The following is a 19,160-nucleotide window of genomic DNA, read 5'->3' as shown; positions in this document are numbered from 1 at the left end:
CAGCGGCGCGCCGGCTCTCCTTGCTCGTCGCTTCGAACGCTCTGGCCGCAAGAGTTGCGGTGCAGATGCTGAGGAGCGCAGGACTGCAACCCTTCACTTACGCGCTTTCGAGTAAGTGAAGGGTTGCAGTCCCTATCGAGCCGAGTGTCCTGTTTCTGGAGATCGGGCCCAGCGACGCTTGCCGGGACGGGTCATCCCTGTCTGCGGACTCCTGACACGGCGCTCTTTGGAAGACGACCGGCGCGCGAGTAGCCAGACATCAGGTCTCCGTCGACCGTCACGTCGAAGAGAAGTTCCAGCCTCATGGGCTTTGTGACGGTCTGCGCCCAGGTGACGCGATCCGCCGCGTCCTTGACTGCGACCTGCAGGTCACGAAGAGGGACCGCCAGCTCACCGCTCCCCTCCGCGACACCGCTCAGTGTTCCTGCGTCGTCCTGAAAGATAAGTACTGCGCGCAGCGTACCGATAGGGGTTCGCATCGAGATGTCCCACGTGCCAGCCAACCGTTTCACGCTGCGCTCCGCATCGTGATCGGCGGATGCTGACCCGCTCACAGTTGCTTCGCCTCGGGGCCCCGTGCGGCCCAGACGGTGCCGCGGCGCTCGTACTCAAAGAGTTGCTCGACGGCATGCGCGATTTGTGGTCCGAACTCGCGCTCAAGCAGGTAGAGGGCGAGGTCAAGGCCGGAGGTCACGCCTCCGGCGCTGATGAAGTCTCCGTCGTCGACAACGCGCGCTCTAACGACGGTGGTTCCCGTCGCCTCAAGCACGTCGTTGCCGAGGGTGTGCGTCACCGCGGTTCTTCCTTCGAGGAGGCCGGCCATCCCGAGCGCAAGACCCCCGCCGCAGATCGTGGCCACGAGCACGTCCGGAGCCGCGAAGGCCCGCCGCATCAAATCGGGAAGCTCGGTCTCAGCGAGACCAGCGAGGATGACAGGAATCGTCTTCACCAGATCGGGGTCTCCGGAAGTCGGTCCGGATGCTCCGGGCAGGATCACGATGCCTGGCGCCTCAGGCTCCAAGACGTGGGTCGCCGTGAGCTCGAGACCGCGAGTGCCACTCACGACGGATCTCGGCTCGTCGGTGACGACGAGCCTGAGCTCGAGTGAACCTCCGAGCGCGTCGGAGCCAGCACTCAAGACCTCGAAGGGTGCGACGACGTCGAGGGGGTCGAATCCTTCGAACAGGATTATCTGGACAAGCATGGAGTGCCTTTCACTGTTGTTCATGGGAGGGGACCTAGGTGGAGTCGCTTCTGGAGTCTCGAGTGCGTTCAGCCAACTCCGCCGGGCTTGACGATCATCAGAACGAGCACGGCCAGCCAGATCACGTTGAGAAGGCCGGGATAGAGCATGGCTCGCTTGCGGGCTTCAGGATCTGTCGGAGGCTCGCGGAGCATCTCAACCTGGGTCGGGATGATCTTCATGACGAGGACCCACCCACCTAGGACCACAAGTCCGACCGAGATCAAGATCCAGAGTTCACCGAGGCGACCAAGCAACATCGCCAGCATCAGCCCGACTACAGGGGTGATGATCGCCAAACGGCCATACCCCCTTGTTATGCGATGCATCGCTAAGGCTCCGGGGTGGCCGCCATTCTCCGCGTACGGAGCTGCGGCTTCCGCGGTCGCGTATCGAGGGAAGACACTGGCGGAGACGGTTACGCCTCCAATGAAGATGATGGCCGTCGCGACGTGGATGACAAGCAGCACGTAGTGCATCGCTACCTCCTGTAGATCAGATAAGAGTGGGATGAGGTGAGGGCGTCAACCTCACGGGCGCAGTGGTTCGCCTGCCGGGGTCATGACGAACCAGTCGCCCCCGTTCAGGTAGAGGTTCTGCCCCTTGTGCTCCCCTGGTTGCTTGTCGGCTGCGTAGCGGTAGAGGGGCCAACCGTTATAGGTCACGACCTCACCGCCTGATGGGTTGGCGATCGCTCCGAGAAGTGCTTGGTCGACGCCGTCGCCCGCGACAGCGCTCTTGCCTTCCGGCGCGACGAAAGGTGGCCAGTTTGTCGCGCAGGTGAACGCACAGCTGACCGCTTCCGCCTCGTCTGGAGCGAAGACGTAGAGCACAGCACCCTCTCCGTCGACGAGCACCTCTCCTATCTCGTCGATGGTGAGGACATCAACCGCGGACGCACGGGCGTCGATGTCGCCAACGTCGGGCGCGCACCCTGACAAGGAGGTGGTGATTGCGATGACAACTGCTGTGGCGGCGAGCGCGGAGCGCAAACGAATCATACTTACAGTCTAACTGTAAGTGCTGCTACGGTGAGCCATCATGGACAGCAAATCCCGGGTCGACGAAGCTCGCCCAGCCCCACGGGCTGCGCCGAGCGCCGCTATGACGCTCATCCTGCATGCTCGCAGCGTCGAAGCGGTCGTCGAGAGCAGACTTAAGGAACAAGGCCTGTCCCTGCGACGCTTCGGGCTTCTCGGGCACTTGAGAGCAACACCCGGCATCTCCTTCAGCGACCTCGCTCGACGTGCAGGCATCAAGGTTCAGAGCTTGCAGCCAATCGTGCAAACACTCCTCGATCTCGGGTACGTCCACACGATCGGGGGCGTTGGTCAAGGCCGGGCAGCCGTCCTTGAACTCACGTCCACTGGCTCTGATGCACTTGATCGTGCGACGGAGATGGTCTCCGAGGTCGACGGCGAACTCTTTGCTGACGGGGAGTGGAAAGACCTCGGAGACGCGCTCGTTCGCCTCGCTACGACGTTCCAACGTGATCGACGCAAGACAACTGACTGAGGTCACTCCAGGAGTGCGCGCCCGTACCAGTCACCCTCGGCGTTGACTCCCGGCAGGATCGCAAAGAGCGCGCTCGAAGTCGTGATCGTGAACCGGTTGAGCGCATCCGACTCTGCAAGCCGCTGCTGAACAGGGATGAAGCTCGTCGTTGGATCTGATTGGTAGGAAATGAAGATCAGACCGGCATCCTCGTCACCGTCCTCGTCTACGAGCCGTCCCGTTGAGTACGAGTAGGAACGCCGCAGCATTTCCTCCCCCGCACCACGCCGCGGGGCAGCTAGACGGATGTGCGCGTCGGCCGGGATGACGGGGCTCCCCGCCTCGTCCACAGCATCGAGGTCGACGGGGTCAGATTCCTGCTGCGCGCCCAGCGGCGCTCCAGTTGCAATGTGCCGACCAACGGTGTGATCTCGCACCTCCGCCCCCGCAGCCTCCCAACTATTGAGGAGCATGTGGAAGCGACGCACGGCGACGTACGACCCGCCGGTCATCCAGTCCGGCGATGCAGCATCCACCCACACGGCCCCACCGGTGGATGCTCGGCTGACCGCAATGTTGTTGGTGCCGTCGATCTGCCCCATGAGGTTGCGACCATTACTGCTCGTGGTTGCGGCGGTGACCCCGCGGAATCCGTTCATCTGCCATCTGGGGAGTAGCACCGAGGCTGCCGCGAGTCGCACAGCCCTGAGGGCGCCTCCCAGGTAGACGGCGTCGTCGGAGCACAACTGCACAAACACACCACCGTAGGACGATTGCGGGTCGAGCTGGTCGCCAGGGAAGTCGGGGAGATCAACCAGTGGTGCGGGCCGAGTGATCCCGAGCTGGTCGAGTGCGCTTCCGCCCAGCCCGACCGTCATTGTGAACATGCTTGGACCTGAGCCGTGCGAAATCATCGACTGATCAACACTGGTGTCTCCGGTCGCGAACGACGCGGCGATCGTGGTCCAGGCGCGCATAACTTTCGCCAGCTGCGCTTTGCCTGCCTCGGGGCGAAGGTCGAAGGCCAGGAAGATCGCATGTGTGGGCGTGGGATCGGCGATGCCGGGTTGGTGAGGGCCGAAGAACGGCACTGAGTTGCCGCCTGGATCCACCGTCGAAACGGGTGACGATTCCGGCGCACCCTCAGGGAAGCGGCTGCCGATGATGACGCCGCCAGCTGCACTTAGGGCAGCTGCACCGCCGATGAGGAAGCCACGTCGAGTTGCACGGTTGGGTTTGTCGCTCATTCGGTCACGTCCCTACTTGTCACGAGCCCGGAGGTTCCGCTGATGATGGCGACGAGCAGAATCGCCGTCGCGATGAGCGATGGCAGATAGGGGTCACCGCTCAGTCCGGATGTGGCGACCGTCGAAAACGCCGAGACCGGCAGGAGCCCCTGCCCGACTGGCGCAGCCGCCTGCAGCATGTTTTCGAACAGGGCGTACACCAACCCCGTGCCGAGGGCCGCGACCGGAGAACGCAACCAGACCGCCAGGGCGCTGCCGGCGATTGCGAATGCGGTCATCCCCAGGGCGAGGTTGCCAACTGCGCCGAGGATTCCGACGATATCGTGCCCCCAAGCCGCCGTATCAACACCCCACACCGCCGCGCACACGAGAGCCGTGGCGATGGCAGCACCCGCACCCACGACGCTCGCGATGATCGCGGCCGCTGCCAGGGCCAGCCAGTTGCCCACCAGCCACAGAGCGCGACGCGGCTGATACACCAGAGCGATGCGAACGAAACCGGATGCGTACTGACTGGTGATCTGCAGAATGGCAATGGCCAGGATCACCGTGCCGGTGATCATCACCGGCCGTCCGACCATCTGCGTCAAGGTGTCGGGGCCCGCCAGGTCTGCCAAGGTGATTGGGGGCGAGGTGAGTCGCGAGCCGCCTGGCGCCGATGCCGTCGTGAAGGTAAAGGTGATCGCCGTGATGGAGAACACGACGATCGCCCCGAGCCCGGGCCACAGCAGGATCGGTCGAGCGAGCATGGTCCATGCCGACCGGAATGCGCCGATCATCGTGCGACCGCCGTCAAGACGGGCGCGCCGGCAGCATCAACCCCGGGCTCACTCCCACTGCCTGTGAGCTCTAAGAACGCTTGCTCCAGAGTCGGGCGTTGGGGCGAGATCTCCGAAAGGAAGATGCCCGATTGGGCGACAACCCGGTTGACCCGCTCCCCCGCCTCGACGTCACCGGGGATGAAGAAAGTCAGCTCGTTGACGGCGCTCACGGAGAGCCCGTCGCGCTCGAGCGCTTCGACGGCGATGGAGAGTGATTCCGGGTCCTGGGCGCCGCAGAGGATGCCGCTGGGGAGCGTTCCCGTCATGCGCGCGGGCGATCCATTGAAAACAACGTGGCCTCTTTCCATGGCGACAATGTGGTCGCAGAGTTCTTCGATTTCGTCGAGGGCGTGACTGGCAATGATGACCGTGAGCCCTTCCGCAGCCAGAGAGCGCAGGAAGGCGCGCAGCTCGAGAGCACCACGCGGGTCGAGCCCGTTGGTTGGTTCGTCGAGGATCACGACGCGCGGCTGCCCAAGGAGCGCCGCCGCGAGCCCCAGGCGCTGCTTCATGCCGAGGGAGAACGTTCCGACTCGCTGGTCGCGTACATCCGTCAAGCCGACGCGTTCGAGAGCTCGGTCCACGAGCGGTGGCGACCAGCCTGCGAGGCGGGTCAGTGCGAGCAGGTTGGCGTGCGCCGTGAGACCAGGGATGAATCCGGGCGAGTCGATGAGCACCCCCATCGGTGCCGCACGGTCGCGATCCGGTGCAAGCTCGCCAGGACCTGGCTGCACGGTGATCACCCCTGCGGTCGGGGTCACAAGACCGCAGAGCATTCGCAACGCCGTCGTTTTCCCAGCCCCGTTGGGCCCGATGAGCCCCGTCACACTCCCCCTGGGAACTGTGAAGGTGAGGGGCCCGATTTGCAGGGCCCCCGAGAAGACGACGGTAGCTGCATCGATGATGACATTCGCGTCCTGTCGATCATGCTCGGTGAGCACCACCTGCTCGTGTGTTCGCTCGACGCCTGATGCGGCTACGTGGGTAGTCATTGCAACCCGCCGCGCGCGCCACAGTGTGAGGAGGCCACCTATTCCGGGGATCGCTGCGAGCCATTTCGCCGATCGAGGGAAGGGCAGCAGGAGCGCGAAGAGGATCGTGGAAACGTACAAGAGACCATGTATCGGACCTCCGGTCGACGTAATCATCGGCGATTGCAGCGTGAACCGGTTGGTCAAGATCGCGATCAAGGAGATGAGCTCCAATGCAGACACGATTCGCATCACCACCATGGCGCCGTTTCGATGTGCGGTTCTCTCAAGCATGAGTTCGACTCCTCAACTTTCAGTCAGCCTGTAAGCTATCACGCAAACACCGACCTGCAGTGGGCCTGCAAGTGGCGTCGGTCTTAGCGCGAGGAGCACAAATGGAGAACAACGAGGCCGACACTCGGCACTACACGCTCTGGAACGTGTTCGGTGCCTCCCCAACGCCCTCACCCCTACGTCCGGCGTCGACCGATGAGCTATCCACTCTCATCGACACCTTGGCGAGCCGTGGCGTCACCGTACGCGGGCTCTACGACGTTTCCGGCCTCCGTGCCGGCGCAGACGTGATGGTGTGGATGCACGGCGACGACCCGGCAGAACTGCAGGCAGCGGCTCGCGCGTTCCGACGCCAGACCGCGTTTGCTGGAATGATTCCGACCTGGAACGCCCTCGGGGTGCACCGCGATGCGGAGTTCACGCGAAGCCACGTGCCTGCATTCGCTCGAGGGGTCGCGCCAGCCCAGCGGTTGACGCTCTACCCGTTCAACCGCAGTTACGAGTGGTACCTCCTCCCAGAGGAGGAGCGGCGTGAGCTTCTCGCGGAGCATGGCCGCGCCGGCTCCGCGTACCGAGATATCTTGACCAACACGGTCTCCGCCTTCGCGCTCGGGGACTTTGAGTGGCTCCTTCCCCTCGAAGCAGACGATCCCGTGGACCTCGTCGACCTCATGCGAACCCTCCGAGCGACGCGAGCCAGACTCCACGTGCGCGATGAGATTCCCTTCTTCACTGGCCGGCGAGTCGAACCACGAGAAGTGCTCGAGATCCTCGGTGCCTAAGAGCGCATCTGTCAACACTGAGAGACCAGAGCGACGCCTTGGCAGGCTCGGGGCTTACCTGGCGCTCACCAAGCCTCGCGTGATGGAGCTCCTTCTCCTGACGACCGCTCCGACGATGGTCCTCGCCGAGGGTGGCCTGCCGAACCTCGGTGCCGTTGGCGCCACGCTCGTCGGCGGGGCGGCCAGCTCGGGAGCTGCCGCTGTCTTCAACATGTACTTCGACCGCGACGTCGACGCACAGATGGCCCGCACCTCTGGGCGTCCGATTGTGACCGGCGAGGTCAGCCCGCGTGCTGCCCTCACCTTCGCTTGGTCGCTCGCCGCCTTCGCGACAGCTTGGTTCGCCCTGCTGGTGAATCCCCTCGCAGCGGCGCTCTCCACCATCGCGATCATCTGGTATGTCGTGATCTACACGTTGGTTTTGAAACGTCGAACCATCCAGAACATCGTCTGGGGTGGACTCGCCGGCTGCTTCCCAGTGCTCATCGCCTGGGCATCCGCGACAGGGACAGTGACGTGGTCAGCAGGGCTGCTGTTCCTGGTCGTGTTCTTCTGGACCCCAGCGCACTACTGGCCACTATCCGTCCGGTACGGCGACGACTACCGCCGGGCTGGTATCCCGATGCTCGGTGCAGTCCGACCACCCTCGGAAGTCGCCGCGTCGGTTCTCCGCTACGCCATCGCCACCTCGATTTGCGCCCTTGCACTGATATCGCTCGCAGGGGTGGGCATCATCTACTCGACCACTGCTGCCCTGGCCGGCGCCTGGTTCGTATGGCATGCATGGCGCTATCTGACAGCGACTCGATCAGCGACACCTGATCGTGCGCGGCCAATGAAAGTCTTCGTTGCCTCCAATGCCTATCTGGCAGTTCTTTTCATTGCGGTGGCAGTCGACACTTTCGTCACCCACTAACGCAACCCGTTCAGCACCATGCCTGAGCCGACCATCTCCAACACCTACCTGACGTTTCATCCCACCACGACCTACGAGGACCTCACCCAAGACCTCGGTGCCCTGCTCGCGCCCTGACTTGTGCACCCTTACGGTCCCCACCTCGGCGACGACGATCGGGTACAACGTCGACTCGCAAACCCGCACACGGTGCAGATGCTCGCACTTGTGTGCATGTCGGACGTATGATGTACTAACAGCACCTGCAGTCAGCGGGCAGTAGTCGTCAACGACGTCGACCAGAAAAGGACGCACAATGTTGCAAGATTCGTCCCAGAAGCGCCGCAGCAGGCGCATCGCCACCATCGCGGCAGCTGCTGCCTCAGCGCTGCTCCTCGCCGGATGCGCAGGCGGAGCAGGCGGCGAAGTCAGTAGCGAGTACGGCTTCGCAACGGCGGAGCAGGAAGCCGACAGCCCCATCATGGTGTGGGTAGATGCCGCCCGCGAGCCAGCAATCGCCGCCTTCAAGGAAGCCAACCCGGACGTGCCGATCGAGTACGAGGTGTACGACGGCAACGCCGGCGGAAGCGGCACCTTCCAGACGCGCATCGCGCTCATGGACCAGGCGGGCGAGGGATGGCCCGACGTCGTCTTCTCCACGCAGCAGAACGACGCATCCTGGGCCTCGCAGCCGGCGCCCGGCGGCGGACAGGGCTTCGCAGCACCGCTCAACAAGGGCTTCTTCGACCAGGAGTTCCTCGACGGCTTCGCACCGGGCGCACTCGACCCGACGACGATCGACGACACCGTCTACGGCCTCCGCAACGACCTCGCGCAGGTCGTCACCTACTACAACCAGCCGCTCCTCGACCAGTTCGGCTATGAGGTGCCGACCACGTGGGAGGAATACGGGCAGCTCGGCGACAAGCTCGCCGCGGAGCACCCGGGCTACATCCTCGGCAGTGTCGGCGACGCCTTCATGCCCTACGTCTACTACCAGGGCTCGCAGTCGCCGGTCTTCCAGACCGAGGGCGACACCTTCGTCGCCGACATGGAGTCGGAGAACTCGGTGAAGATCACCAAGATCCTCGACAAGATGATCGCGAACGGCACGATCGTGCAGGACAGCGTGTTCAGCGCCGAGTTCACGTCGAAGTACGCCGACAAGGTCGTCGTCATGCCCGGGCCGGTCTGGTACACGGGCGCCGTCTTCCAGAGCGGACTCCAGGTACCGGAAGGGCAGCTCGGCGTCGCAGCTCCCCTCGCCTGGGAGGGTGAGGAGATCGCCACGGGCAACGTCGGCGGCGGCATCTGGTACGCCTCCAGCCACACCAAGAACCTCGAATCTGTCAAGACGTTCCTCGAGTTCGCGGTGAGCGCGCCCGAGTTCCAGGTCGAGCTCTCGAGCGGCTACCCGGCGTACTCGTCAGCCGCGGAGGGATGGCTTGGCAAGCTCGCCGACACCGGCTACTTCATCGACGGATTCGAGCAGCAGATGATCGACGCCGGCGGCACTGTCTGGAGCGGCTGGGCATCGGCGCGCTTCAGTCCGGAGACCGCTTGGGCGACCACCGTGATGCCGGCCATCTCCGAAGGCAAGACCATCGAGTCGGTGCTCCCGGACTGGCAGACCGAAGTGCTCAACGAGGCACAGGTGAACGGGTACACGGTCACCGAATGACCTCCACCCAGGCTGCACCCGCGGTCGGCGCCGCTCTCCTGAGCGACGCCGACCCGGCGGGGCCGAAGAAACCACGCACGGCGAAGCGCAAGCGCGCCGCCAACCCGCTCGCGAACGAGACCCGCTTCGGCTACGTCTTCATCAGCGGCTACGTCCTGCTGCTGCTCGCCTTCGGAATCGTGCCAACGCTCTACGCGGTCTTCCTCTCCGTAACGAAGAACGGCATCTTCGTCGGCATCGACAACTTCGTCCGCGTCTTCGGCGACTACCGATTCCTGCCCGCCGTCGCCAACGTCACCCTGTATATCGTCTTCTGGCTGCTCAGCCTCATCATCCTGGTCGTGTTCCTCGCCATCATCGTGCACTCCATCCGCGCGAAGTGGTTGAGCGTCAGCATCCGCTTCCTCTACTACATACCGGGGGCCATCGCAGGAGCGTCGAGCGTCATGCTGTGGCTGTTCGTGCTCGACCCGACCGTCAGCCCCGTCGCCGGGCTCCTGCGAGCCATGGGCTACGAGTCGCTGATCAACACCGTCTCCATCAGCAACCTGCCGGTCGTCTTCACGGTCATCGCGTTCTGGACCGGCGCTGGCAGCTGGATCGTCATCATGTACGGCGCGCTCAACAACATCAGCACCGAGGTCATCGAAGCGGCGAAGGTCGACGGAGCCAACCCCCTGCAGGTGGCTCTCTACATCCAGCTGCCCATGATGACCAAGTGGATCTCCTACATGGGCATCATGTCGCTCGCCGCGGGAACGCAGCTCTTCGTCGAGCCGCGAGTGCTCTCGCAGGCCAGCCGCGGCGTCGTGCCGGAGGACTACTCGCTCAACCAGCTCGCGTACCTCTACGCGTTCAAGCAGGGCGACTTCTCGGGCTCGGCCGCCATCTCCATCACGCTGCTCGTCGTCGCCCTCGCGCTCTCGACGGTCTTCATCCTCAAGGGAAAGCTGTTCGAACGTGACTGACACCGTGCACACCAGGAACGTCGAGCACCAGGACACCGCGCATCCGCCGACGAAGGCGCTCGGCCGGAAGCTGACACCGGGCGAGTGGATCATGCGCATCGTGCTCGGCGCGGTCATCGCCTCGTTCGTCGTGTTCTTCCTGCTCCCGATCGTGTGGCTCCTCCTCGCCGGCACCAAGGATGCCCGCTCGCTGCTGCTCGAGAACCCCATGTCGTTCGGCTCGTTCGAGCAGCTTGCCGCGAACTGGGAGCAGCTCTTCAGCTTCCAGAACGGCATCTTCCTCACCTGGATCGGCAACTCGGCGCTCTACTCGTTCGGCGCCCTCGTGATCACGCTCATCGTGAGCGTCCCCGCCGGCTACGCCCTTGCGCTCGGCAACTTCAAGGGCCGCAAGGCGCTGCTGCTCGTGACGCTCATCGTCATGCTCATCCCCAACACGGCCCTCGTTCTGCCGATCTTCCTCGAGCTGAGCGCGGTCAAGCTCATCGGATCTCCGCTGGCCGTGATCCTGCCCTTCTCGTTCTTCCCCTTCGGCGTGTACCTGACCTACATCTACTTCTCGACGGCCGTGTCCCGAGACCTGCTCGACGCCGCGCGCATCGACGGCGCGAGCGAGCTGCGGGTCTTCGCCCAGGTCGCGATGCCCCTCGCCGCACCCGTCATCGCGCTGGTCGGGTTCTTCAGCTTCACCGGCAACTGGAACAACTACTTCCTGCCCTTCCTCATGGTGGGGGGCAAGAATGTGCCAGTGCAGGTCGGCCTCGCGAATCTGCTCTCCAACGTGCCCCAGTTCAACCCCACGACGGCCACGAGCATCGTCATCGAGCTGCCGACGCTCGCCCTCGCGACGCTGCTCTCGGTTGCGCCGATCGTCATCATCTTCCTGTTCTCGCAGCGCTTCCTCGTCTCCGGGATGACCGCGGGCGGCACGAAGGGATGAGTGCGGAGAGGACCGCGGTGTCGCGGCACGGATTCGTGGTCGACGTGCGGCCGGAGAAACGCGAGGAGTACCTGGAGCTGCACCGGGCCGTCTGGCCACGCGTCGAAGCGGCGATGCGCGAGCAGGGCATCCGCAACTACTCGATCTTCATCATCGACAACACGCTCTTCGGTACCTACGAGTACGTCGGTGACGACTACGAGGCAGACATGGCGCGCGTGCAGCTCGACGAGCAGAGCCAGCGCTGGTGGCGGCTCACGAACCCCTGCCAGACCCCGTTCGGTGAGGCGCGCGACGGTGAGCTGTGGCGGGAGATGGAGCTGGCATGGCACATGGACTGACCCGCACAGAAGCGCCAGAGCGCGCTCGGCTGAACCGTGGCACGGCCAGTGCCACACGCATCCCAATCGACACGCATGTGCACCTCTGGGACCGGTCTGTGGTGCCGCAGACCTGGGTCGACCCGGATTCCATGGCAGCCATCAACCGCGAGTTCGCCGGCACGGACCTGAGCGCGCAGCTGCGCGAGGTCGGCGTGACCCGCGCTGTGGTCGTGCAATCCGACCGCACGCTCATCGAGAACGACTTCCTCCTCGACGAGGCGCTGGAGACGAGCGAGGTGGTCGGCGTCGTCGGCTGGGTGGACCTGCGCGGTGGGGCGGACGGCGTGCGCCTGCAGCTGGATGACCTCGCCAGGCACCCGGGCGCGTCGAAGCTCGTCGGCATCAGACATCCGGTGCACACCGAGGAAGACAAAAACTGGCTCTCGCATGTCGAAGTTGCCGACGGCCTCACGGAGCTTGGCGCGCGGGGACTTGCCTTCGATCTCGTGATCAGGCCATGGCAGCTCGAGCAGGCAGCCCAGGTCGCGGAGCGGGTGCCCGGAACCAGCTTCGTGCTGGACCACCTCGGCAAACCGCCCCTCCTGACGGGTGAGCTCGAGGGCTGGTACTCGAGCTTGCGCCGGTTAGCCGCGTTACCGAACGTCACAGCGAAGATTTCTGGCCTCACCATTGAAGACGACTGGGACGGCTGGTCTGAAGCGGCGATGAGGCGCGCCATAGACCGAGCGCTCGAGCTGTTCGGGCCCACCCGCCTCATGTTCGGATCCGACTGGCCACTCGTCCGTCTCACGCGCGGGGGCTACCAGGACTGGATGGATGCATATCGATCCACCACGGCCGCGCTCAGCAACACTGAACAACGGCAGATTGACGTTGGCACCGCGGCGCGAGTGTACGGAGTGAACGAGTGAACACGGGTGGCAGCTTCGACCTGGGGCCCGCAAGGGACGCATCTGCAGAAACCGAGACGCAGGCGCGAAGCTCAGCATTTCTCGGGCGACGCGTGGGCCAGACCAACGTGCATGTGAGCCGCATCGGTTTCGGTGCAGCGTCTCTGGGCAACCTCTACCGCGAGACGAGCGAAGAGGAAGCCGCGGGCGCTGTCGAGGCGGCGTGGGATGCCGGCATCCGGTACTTCGACACGGCACCGCACTACGGACTCGGACTCTCCGAACGACGCCTCGGGGCGGCGCTCGCAGCCTACCCGCGCGATGAACTCGTCATCTCGACGAAGATCGGCCGACTGCTCGTGCCCAATCCGGAACCCTCGGGCCTCGACGACGGCTTCGTCGTGCCCGACACCCTCATGAGGCACTGGGACTTCAGCCGCGACGGCGTGCTCCGCAGCCTCGAGGGCAGCCTCGAGCGGCTCGGCACCGACCGAATCGACATCGCGTTCGTGCACGACCCCGACGCCTTCAGCGAAGGGGCCGCCCGCGAAGCGCTCGTGACACTGCGAGAGCTGCGCGACGAGGGAGTCGTCGGCGCGATCGGCGTCGGCACCAACGAGACCAGCCAGCTCGGCTCCCTCTTCGACGAGCGCCTCATCGACGTCGCCATGCTCGCGGGCCGCTACACGCTGCTCGAGCAGCCCGGCCTCGAGAGCGTGCTCGAACCCGCCCGCAGGGCAGGAGCGTCCGTCATCGCCGTGGGCGTCTACAACTCGGGCCTCCTCTCGACGCCGCGGCCGGGCCCGGACGCCGTCTACAACTACCTGCCAGTCCCGCCCGCAGCGCTCGAACGGGTGCACCGCATCGCGGACATCTGCGAGCGACACGGCGTGACACTGCCGGACGCGGCCCTCGCGTTCCCGCTGCAGCATCCAGCCGTCGCCGGCATCGCCCTCGGGATGCGCACTGCCGGCCAGGTGCGCGACAACCTGCGGCGCGCATCCGTCGCCGTCCCAGATGCGCTGTGGCCGGACCTCGAACGCCACGGCCTCATCGACCCGCGGAGCATCCGCCTCACCGCGTAGCCACGCGCACCCGATTTCACAGCCCGCACCCGCAACCCCACCCGGCGCCGCCGACCGCTCAGCGCCCGCCGCGCACCGCCGCACCCCGACCCGACAGCAACCACCAGGAGGAACCACCGTGAGATTCGTTCAGCGCAGAGACGGCGACCAAGTCGTGCCAGGCATCGTCGACGGCGACCGGGTCTACGACCTCGCCGGCGTCGACCAGGTCGACGGCGCGCTGCTCGCCCGCTCGGAAGAGCAGCTCGGCGAGCTCGAGGCGGCAGCCCTCGCGACCGAGGGACGAGACCTCGAAGGCCTCGACCTCGCCGCGCCCATCGCGCGGCCCGTGAAGATCGTCTGCATCGGACTCAACTACCGCGACCACGCCGCCGAGACCGGCGCCGCCATCCCAGAAGAGCCCGTCATCTTCATGAAGGACCCGTCGACGATCACAGGTCCGTTCGACGCCGTCCGTATCCCCCGCAACTCCGTCAAGACCGATTGGGAAGTCGAGCTCGGCGTCGTCATCGCCCGCGAGGCGCGCTACCTCGCGTCACCCGCCGACGCCGCCAACGTCATCGGCGGCTACGTGCTCTCCCACGACGTGAGCGAACGCGAGTTCCAGCTCGAGCGCGGCGGGCAGTGGGACAAGGGCAAGAGCTGCGAGACCTTCAACCCCCTCGGACCATGGGTCGCGACCGCCGACGAGCTCGGCGACGTGCAGGCGCTCAGACTGCGCCTCAGCGTCAACGGCGTCCAGCGGCAGGACGGCACCACCGCCGACCAGGTCTTCGACGTCAACCACATCGTCTGGTACCTCAGCCAGTTCATGGTGCTGCAGCCGGGAGACCTCATCAACACGGGCACCCCGGCCGGTGTCGCGCTCGGCATCGAGGGCAACCCCTACCTCCGCGACGGCGACATCGTCGAGCTCTCCATCGACGGTCTCGGCACCGCCAGGCAGCGCTTCGAGGACGCATCGTGAGCGGTGAGTTCGGTGGGCGGGTCGCGATCGTCACGGGCGGTGCATCCGGGATCGGGGCGGCCGTCGCCGAAGAGCTCCTCGCGCGCGGCGCTGACGTCGCCGTCTTCGACCTGAACGGGGGCTCGGTCGAGGGGCCGGCTCTGGGCGTGAGCGTCGACGTGTCCGACAGGAGATCGGTCGATGCGGGGGTCGCGGCCGTGCTCGAGCGCTTCGGCCGGCTCGACGTCGTCGTCAATTGCGCGGGCATCGGTGCGTTCGGGACCGTCGAGGATTCGAGCGACGAGGACTGGGCGCGCGTGCTCGACGTGAACGTGCAGGGCGTGGCTCGCGTGTGCGCCGCGGTGATGCCCGCGCTTCGCGAGTCGGACGCGGCAGCCATCGTCAACCTCACGTCGATCGCGGCCACCACGGGCATCCAGCAGCGCGCGCTCTACTCGGCCACCAAGGGTGCCGTGCACGCATTGACGCTCGCGATGGCCGCCGACCACGTGCACGACGGCGTCCGCGTGAACGCCGTCTCGCCCGGCACCACCGATACTCCGTGGGTGCAGCGGATGGTCGCGAACGTCGCCGACCCAGAGGCGGAACGCGCGGCCATGAATGCTCGCCAGCCGACGGGGAGGCTCGTCACCCCTGCCGAGGTCGCCGGCGCCGTGGCGTACCTCGCGTCACCGCGTTCCGCGTCCACCACCGGCAGTGTGGTCGCCGTCGACGGCGGGTTCGGCGGCCTGCGGGTGAGACCGGTTCAGACATGACCGCCCATTCATCGCCTGCCGCCGCGCACGTGGGGCACCCGCAGATCCGTGGCGGCCGCGTCGATAGCCGGGCCGCCGGCATCTTTTCGTCTTCCATGATCGCGCCGAGGAGATGCTCGGCAACGGCGCACCTCTGTGATTGCGGTGCTGGCAGGCAGCCTTGCTGACTGCCAGCGCTCTACTCAGACCGCTCGACTATCTGAACGACCATCCCGCTCATCCGCATTCGTCCCCACTCCCCCGGGATTGATCCAGTATCTGCGGATACAGCAATTCCGCCGCAGACCATAACGGAAGCGGCTGCTGCACCGCCACCGTGCCGGACGACACCGCTATGAACACTGCTTTTCATTTTACGTATGATGAATGACATCGTATGATAAATGTTGAACTATCCATCTGAAGATCAAGGACGATATGAAGATCACCGGCTTCCGCTTGCTCACCACCAGGCACGACTGGGGACGGTCGATCGGCGACGTCAACGGCCACATCCGCGCCGCAGTCACCGACGTCCCCATCGTGATCCTCGAGACCGACGAAGGGGTCGAAGGGGTCGGCATCGGCTCGCACGCCGACATCGCCAGGCTCTTCCCGGCACTCGAGGGGGAAGACCCCCGAGGCGTCTCGGCGCTCTTCGACCGGATGCTCGCCCAGGTCTTCAAGTCCGGTCACGCGGGTGCCACCTACGGCGGGGTCGCGACGCTCGACGCCGCTCTCTGGGACCTCAAGGCGAAGCTCGCCGGCGAGCCCCTCTGGCGCCTGCTCGGCGGACGCGACAGGTTCGTGCCCGGATACGCATCCGGCCTCGACATCGCCCTCGACGACGGAGAGCTCTCTGCGTTCTACGAGGACTTCGCCGATCGCGGCTACGTGACAGGCAAGCTCAAGGGCGGTGTGGACCCGCGTGCTGATCTGCGCCGTCTCCGCGTCATGCAGGCCGCGCTTGGCCGCAACACACCGAATCCCGGTCTGATGCTTGATGCCAACGAATCGTGGCAGGTGAAGCAGGCGGTGCGCTACGTGTCGGCGATCGAGGCCGAGGTTGACCTGCTGTGGGTCGAGGAACCGCTCCGGCGGTGGGATGCGCTCGGTCACGCGCGCCTGTCCGCCGCCGTCCGCGCGGCCGTCGCCACCGGAGAGAACCTGACCGGTGTCGACCAGTTCCGTCCGCTGTTCGACGCCGGCGCGCCCGACGTCGTGCAGGCCGGTGCGATCTGGGGGGTCACGCACGTGCTGCGCCTCGCGTACGCGGCGGACGCCAGGAACCTCCCCGTCAGTCCGGTCGGCTACAACGCGAATCCCGCGGTAGCCGCGGCGATGACGGCGGTGCCCAATCACCTGACGACCGAGGTGCAGTCGCTGCATTGGGCGCACGGCATGAGCGTCGATCAGGAGTTCGCCGACGGGGGCATCGTGCTGGGGGACGCCATCGGCTCCGGCATCTCGATCGACGAGTCCGCGATCGTGGATGCGGGGCGCGGCTGGGCAGATCCGACTGGTCCGCACATGCGGCCGTCCCGGGCTGGCCTCCGGGTCGTACTGGACGGCGTCGAGCGCTGAGCAGACCACTCTTGTTGCTCGCAGAAGCGGCAGGCTTCGGCAGAGGCTCGGTCCAGACCACTGGTCTCGACCGAGACCAGTGGTCTGGCGCGCTAAACCCGACTCCGCTCACGCTTACTAGGTCGATACAACTAGGGACAATGGCCACGCTGGAGCTCACGGCGTTGAACGAGAGCTGGCCCTCGAACCCTCCTGGCGATCATCCCGACCTTTCACGCAGGAAAAAGCAAGGATGAGATGCTCCCTGCAGGGCAGCAATACGCCCCACTATGCACTTCAGCTCGGGCGCCTCCGTGCCCACGAACCGTGAATGTGAACGCGCATTAATTCTTGGGCAGCCGCGGGATCCGCGCGCGCAATTGCCTCATAAACAGAGCGATGTTCATCAACAGTCACCTCGAGCAGCTCTCGTGTAGCAGTCCCACGGAAGCGCCCACTCTCTCTCGCTCGCTCGAAGAGAATGCGTGTAATGCTGTCCGCCAGGGTGTTCCTGGAGGCAGCCATTACGAGCAGATGGAACTCAGCATCGGCCTCACCAAATGCCTCCTCGTCGTCAAGAGAAGCTTCCATGTTCGCCAGTTGCTGCGCTAAAGCCTGGAGTTGATCTTCACTACGGAGCGAAGCTGTAAGCCCAGCCATCGAAGCTTCCAGTGACGCCCGAACGACTGAGAGGTCGTCGAGCACCCGAAGTGACTCGTCATTCTCGACCATCACGGACAGCACGACCGGGTCCAGTACATTCCACGAGCTGGCCGGGCGGACGTGCGTGCCACGCCCTTGTTCGATCCTGACGAGCCCCTTCTCTTCTATGCGCTTGATGGACTCACGGATGACAGTCCTGCTGACGCCGAAGTTCTGACTCAGGACCACTTCGGGTGGCAGCGGAGATCCCGGCTGGACCTCACCCGTAACGATGGCCGCGACAAGGTCGTGCACTACGGCTACACCCAATTTAGATGACAAAGGGCGGCCCCCACCGGCCGCGGCACGGGTCCGAAGGTGCCCGCCTTCTACTGGGATGATGTCACTCATCTCATCACTTTAGGTGAAGTCCGGCTCCTGCCGAAACTCGTCGCGCCCCCGGCCACCAGAATTCGGTGGACTGCTCACAGCCTGACCCTCCCGTAGAGTGCTCTCTCTTGGCGCGGACCAGATTGACCCCGGCGCCGAGAAGTAGTCGGACATCACCACAAGCTGGGACCCTGCCGTGGCGCCTAGTGCGCGTCACCAAGCAGACCTAGGAGTGCGCCGATGCAGACACTACCGATGACCGAGCCGCCTAGATACTGAGGCCTGCTGCGGTGAGGGCTGCAACGACGGGACAGCTTGGGCATGTGTGGCGCCGTGAAGCTCGTAGATAATTCACCTAATAGCGCACAGGACGGACAGGTTACGTCAACTGCACAAAGTACTATCCAGTCACGGCGTGCTCGTGCTGGACTGCCCTATGCAGGGACACGTTCGTCGAATGCTCCTCGCGCCCACAGCACGTCATCGAAGTTCGCTTCTGCCCAGGGCCCCAGGGCAGTCTGCGGACCGCGAAGCGTCTGCCCCAGTGGTGTCAGCTCGTACTCGACGCGTTGTGGCATCTCTGCTTAGGCAGTGCGAGCCACCATGCCGTCGCGTTCGAGGTCTTCCGGTGTTGAAGTGAGCACCTTGCCCGTGATCCCGCCGACGGAGTCGCGAATCTCAACGAAGCGCGCGGGACCACCGCTGAGCGTGATCACAATCATCGCTAGCATGCAGGCGGTCGCGGTCATCTACCTCGGCGGCGTCCTAACAGTGCCGGGATACGGTGCGCTAGCTGGGACCGTCGGCCAGACAACGACCGCGCAGTCTTTCCTCATAGAACCGCGGCCCTCGCCGCGGCTCTTGCAATGATCTGCTGTGCGAGCCTGCGCGGCCGCGCGCCGACTCGCTGGGCGGGGACCCTCGCCATCACCGCCACCTGGCGAAGGGTAGTGGCGTGGTGGTGTCCCCGGAGCGGGAACAGTTAAGGCCACAATGCTCCCGCGCAGACATCGCGCGACCGACGGGCCTATCCGCGGGTGGCGCGAGGCCTCACCAGCCTCAGCCCTCTCGGGCGCGCAATGACAGCAGGATGAGCCTGCCGGAACTACGCGCGGTCGGGGGCCGCTTCGATGAACGTCGTCGGCACGTAGCGCTTCAGCTGCGTGACGTGCGACGGGTTCAGCTCCTCAAGCGAGTGAGCACCGAGCA

The 19,160-nt window shown here is 65.2% G+C and carries 20 protein-coding genes and 1 pseudogene; 12 read left to right on the top strand and 9 right to left on the bottom strand.

Annotated elements, in window-relative coordinates:
* Positions 1 to 191 precede the first annotated feature (191 nt).
* The 4 genes from C5E07_RS16300 to C5E07_RS16285 all read right to left on the bottom strand — a co-directional run bounded on the left by C5E07_RS16300 (position 192) and on the right by C5E07_RS16285 (position 2,244).
* Positions 192 to 554 carry a hypothetical protein gene (locus tag C5E07_RS16300; protein ID WP_219820030.1) on the bottom strand — a complete coding sequence of 121 codons (363 nt, stop codon included), beginning with the start codon at positions 552 to 554 and terminating at the stop codon, positions 192 to 194.
* The gene (locus C5E07_RS16295) at positions 551 to 1,204 is read right to left on the bottom strand and encodes a DJ-1/PfpI family protein (protein WP_104300706.1); all 654 of its coding nucleotides are present in this window, start codon (positions 1,202 to 1,204) and stop codon (positions 551 to 553) included. The genes C5E07_RS16300 and C5E07_RS16295 overlap by 4 nt, the downstream gene beginning before the upstream one ends.
* Before the next feature lie 68 nt (positions 1,205 to 1,272).
* Complete coding sequence (locus C5E07_RS16290) at positions 1,273 to 1,722, bottom strand: hypothetical protein (RefSeq protein ID WP_104300704.1); 450 nt, start codon at positions 1,720 to 1,722, stop codon at positions 1,273 to 1,275.
* Positions 1,723 to 1,773: 51 nt separating this feature from the next.
* Positions 1,774 to 2,244 carry a hypothetical protein gene (locus C5E07_RS16285; protein ID WP_104300702.1) on the bottom strand — a complete coding sequence of 157 codons (471 nt, stop codon included), beginning with the start codon at positions 2,242 to 2,244 and terminating at the stop codon, positions 1,774 to 1,776.
* A 103-nt stretch (positions 2,245 to 2,347) separates the two neighbouring features.
* Between C5E07_RS16285 and C5E07_RS16280 the strand changes: the two genes are divergently transcribed.
* A complete protein-coding gene (locus C5E07_RS16280) occupies positions 2,348 to 2,758 on the top strand; it encodes a MarR family winged helix-turn-helix transcriptional regulator (RefSeq protein ID WP_181058107.1) in 411 nt (136 codons plus the stop codon).
* A gap of 2 nt (positions 2,759 to 2,760) precedes the next feature.
* Here the strand turns inward: C5E07_RS16280 and C5E07_RS16275 are convergent, their stop codons facing one another.
* The 3 genes from C5E07_RS16275 to C5E07_RS16265 all read right to left on the bottom strand — a co-directional run bounded on the left by C5E07_RS16275 (position 2,761) and on the right by C5E07_RS16265 (position 6,070).
* The gene (locus tag C5E07_RS16275) at positions 2,761 to 3,828 is read right to left on the bottom strand and encodes a Dyp-type peroxidase (protein WP_181058105.1); all 1,068 of its coding nucleotides are present in this window, start codon (positions 3,826 to 3,828) and stop codon (positions 2,761 to 2,763) included.
* Positions 3,829 to 3,980: 152 nt separating this feature from the next.
* Entirely contained in the window at positions 3,981 to 4,763 is a 783-nt protein-coding gene (locus tag C5E07_RS16270) for a hypothetical protein (protein WP_104308663.1), read from the bottom strand.
* Positions 4,760 to 6,070 (bottom strand): ABC transporter ATP-binding protein, encoded by a 1,311-nt coding sequence (locus C5E07_RS16265; RefSeq protein ID WP_104300694.1) that lies wholly within the window; start codon positions 6,068 to 6,070, stop codon positions 4,760 to 4,762. The genes C5E07_RS16270 and C5E07_RS16265 overlap by 4 nt, the downstream gene beginning before the upstream one ends.
* 101 nt (positions 6,071 to 6,171) lie before the next feature.
* Here C5E07_RS16265 and hemQ point away from each other — a divergent pair, with 101 nt between their 5' ends.
* The 11 genes from hemQ to C5E07_RS16210 all read left to right on the top strand — a co-directional run bounded on the left by hemQ (position 6,172) and on the right by C5E07_RS16210 (position 16,940).
* On the top strand, positions 6,172 to 6,852 hold the full coding sequence (gene hemQ, locus C5E07_RS16260; protein WP_104300691.1) for a hydrogen peroxide-dependent heme synthase: 681 nt from the start codon (positions 6,172 to 6,174) through the stop codon (positions 6,850 to 6,852).
* Positions 6,785 to 7,768 (top strand): heme o synthase, encoded by a 984-nt coding sequence (locus C5E07_RS16255; protein WP_104300689.1) that lies wholly within the window; start codon positions 6,785 to 6,787, stop codon positions 7,766 to 7,768. The genes hemQ and C5E07_RS16255 overlap by 68 nt, the downstream gene beginning before the upstream one ends.
* Positions 7,769 to 8,063: 295 nt before the next feature.
* Complete coding sequence (locus tag C5E07_RS16250; protein WP_104300687.1) at positions 8,064 to 9,428, top strand: ABC transporter substrate-binding protein; 1,365 nt, start codon at positions 8,064 to 8,066, stop codon at positions 9,426 to 9,428.
* On the top strand, positions 9,425 to 10,396 hold the full coding sequence (locus C5E07_RS16245; protein ID WP_258064001.1) for a carbohydrate ABC transporter permease: 972 nt from the start codon (positions 9,425 to 9,427) through the stop codon (positions 10,394 to 10,396). The genes C5E07_RS16250 and C5E07_RS16245 overlap by 4 nt, the downstream gene beginning before the upstream one ends.
* The gene (locus tag C5E07_RS16240; RefSeq protein ID WP_258064000.1) at positions 10,389 to 11,336 is read left to right on the top strand and encodes a carbohydrate ABC transporter permease; all 948 of its coding nucleotides are present in this window, start codon (positions 10,389 to 10,391) and stop codon (positions 11,334 to 11,336) included. The genes C5E07_RS16245 and C5E07_RS16240 overlap by 8 nt, the downstream gene beginning before the upstream one ends.
* Before the next feature lie 17 nt (positions 11,337 to 11,353).
* Positions 11,354 to 11,677 carry an L-rhamnose mutarotase gene (locus C5E07_RS16235; protein ID WP_258063999.1) on the top strand — a complete coding sequence of 108 codons (324 nt, stop codon included), beginning with the start codon at positions 11,354 to 11,356 and terminating at the stop codon, positions 11,675 to 11,677.
* Positions 11,662 to 12,591, top strand: a complete 930-nt coding sequence (locus tag C5E07_RS16230; RefSeq protein ID WP_104300683.1) for an amidohydrolase — start codon at positions 11,662 to 11,664, stop codon at positions 12,589 to 12,591. The genes C5E07_RS16235 and C5E07_RS16230 overlap by 16 nt, the downstream gene beginning before the upstream one ends.
* Positions 12,592 to 12,704: 113 nt before the next feature.
* Positions 12,705 to 13,655: an aldo/keto reductase gene (locus tag C5E07_RS16225; RefSeq protein WP_258063998.1), complete on the top strand. Its 951-nt coding sequence runs from the start codon at positions 12,705 to 12,707 to the stop codon at positions 13,653 to 13,655.
* A 118-nt stretch (positions 13,656 to 13,773) separates the two neighbouring features.
* Entirely contained in the window at positions 13,774 to 14,622 is an 849-nt protein-coding gene (locus C5E07_RS16220; RefSeq protein WP_258063997.1) for a fumarylacetoacetate hydrolase family protein, read from the top strand.
* Positions 14,619 to 15,377, top strand: a complete 759-nt coding sequence (locus tag C5E07_RS16215; protein ID WP_104300679.1) for an SDR family NAD(P)-dependent oxidoreductase — start codon at positions 14,619 to 14,621, stop codon at positions 15,375 to 15,377. The genes C5E07_RS16220 and C5E07_RS16215 overlap by 4 nt, the downstream gene beginning before the upstream one ends.
* Positions 15,378 to 15,794: 417 nt before the next feature.
* A complete protein-coding gene (locus C5E07_RS16210) occupies positions 15,795 to 16,940 on the top strand; it encodes a mandelate racemase/muconate lactonizing enzyme family protein (RefSeq protein ID WP_104300677.1) in 1,146 nt (381 codons plus the stop codon).
* A gap of 276 nt (positions 16,941 to 17,216) precedes the next feature.
* Here C5E07_RS16210 and C5E07_RS16205 read toward each other — a convergent pair whose 3' ends face one another.
* Positions 17,217 to 17,972: a FadR/GntR family transcriptional regulator gene (locus tag C5E07_RS16205; protein WP_104300675.1), complete on the bottom strand. Its 756-nt coding sequence runs from the start codon at positions 17,970 to 17,972 to the stop codon at positions 17,217 to 17,219.
* A gap of 413 nt (positions 17,973 to 18,385) precedes the next feature.
* Positions 18,386 to 18,673: pseudogene (locus tag C5E07_RS19945) on the bottom strand (winged helix-turn-helix transcriptional regulator).
* Between the last annotated feature and the right edge of the window lie 487 nt (positions 18,674 to 19,160).

The organism is Pseudoclavibacter sp. RFBJ3, assembly GCF_002931375.1.
Lineage (GTDB): Bacteria > Actinomycetota > Actinomycetes > Actinomycetales > Microbacteriaceae > Pseudoclavibacter.
This window is presented reverse-complemented; position numbering and strand designations above follow the sequence as displayed.

Bases quoted from the DNA above. Each gene is read 5' to 3' on its own strand.
- C5E07_RS16265 (WP_104300694.1), bottom strand. From the start codon at position 6,070: ATGCTTGAGAGAACCGCACATCGAAACGGCGCCATGGTGGTGATGCGA.
- C5E07_RS16205 (WP_104300675.1), bottom strand. From the start codon at position 17,972: ATGAGTGACATCATCCCAGTAGAAGGCGGGCACCTTCGGACCCGTGCC.
- C5E07_RS16285 (WP_104300702.1), bottom strand. From the start codon at position 2,244: ATGATTCGTTTGCGCTCCGCGCTCGCCGCCACAGCAGTTGTCATCGCA.
- C5E07_RS16250 (WP_104300687.1), top strand. From the start codon at position 8,064: ATGTTGCAAGATTCGTCCCAGAAGCGCCGCAGCAGGCGCATCGCCACC.
- C5E07_RS16295 (WP_104300706.1), bottom strand. From the start codon at position 1,204: ATGCTTGTCCAGATAATCCTGTTCGAAGGATTCGACCCCCTCGACGTC.
- C5E07_RS16255 (WP_104300689.1), top strand. From the start codon at position 6,785: ATGAGATTCCCTTCTTCACTGGCCGGCGAGTCGAACCACGAGAAGTGC.
- C5E07_RS16280 (WP_181058107.1), top strand. From the start codon at position 2,348: ATGACGCTCATCCTGCATGCTCGCAGCGTCGAAGCGGTCGTCGAGAGC.
- C5E07_RS16230 (WP_104300683.1), top strand. From the start codon at position 11,662: ATGGCACATGGACTGACCCGCACAGAAGCGCCAGAGCGCGCTCGGCTG.
- C5E07_RS16210 (WP_104300677.1), top strand. From the start codon at position 15,795: ATGAAGATCACCGGCTTCCGCTTGCTCACCACCAGGCACGACTGGGGA.
- C5E07_RS16270 (WP_104308663.1), bottom strand. From the start codon at position 4,763: ATGATCGGCGCATTCCGGTCGGCATGGACCATGCTCGCTCGACCGATC.
- C5E07_RS16290 (WP_104300704.1), bottom strand. From the start codon at position 1,722: ATGCACTACGTGCTGCTTGTCATCCACGTCGCGACGGCCATCATCTTC.
- hemQ (WP_104300691.1), top strand. From the start codon at position 6,172: ATGGAGAACAACGAGGCCGACACTCGGCACTACACGCTCTGGAACGTG.
- C5E07_RS16245 (WP_258064001.1), top strand. From the start codon at position 9,425: ATGACCTCCACCCAGGCTGCACCCGCGGTCGGCGCCGCTCTCCTGAGC.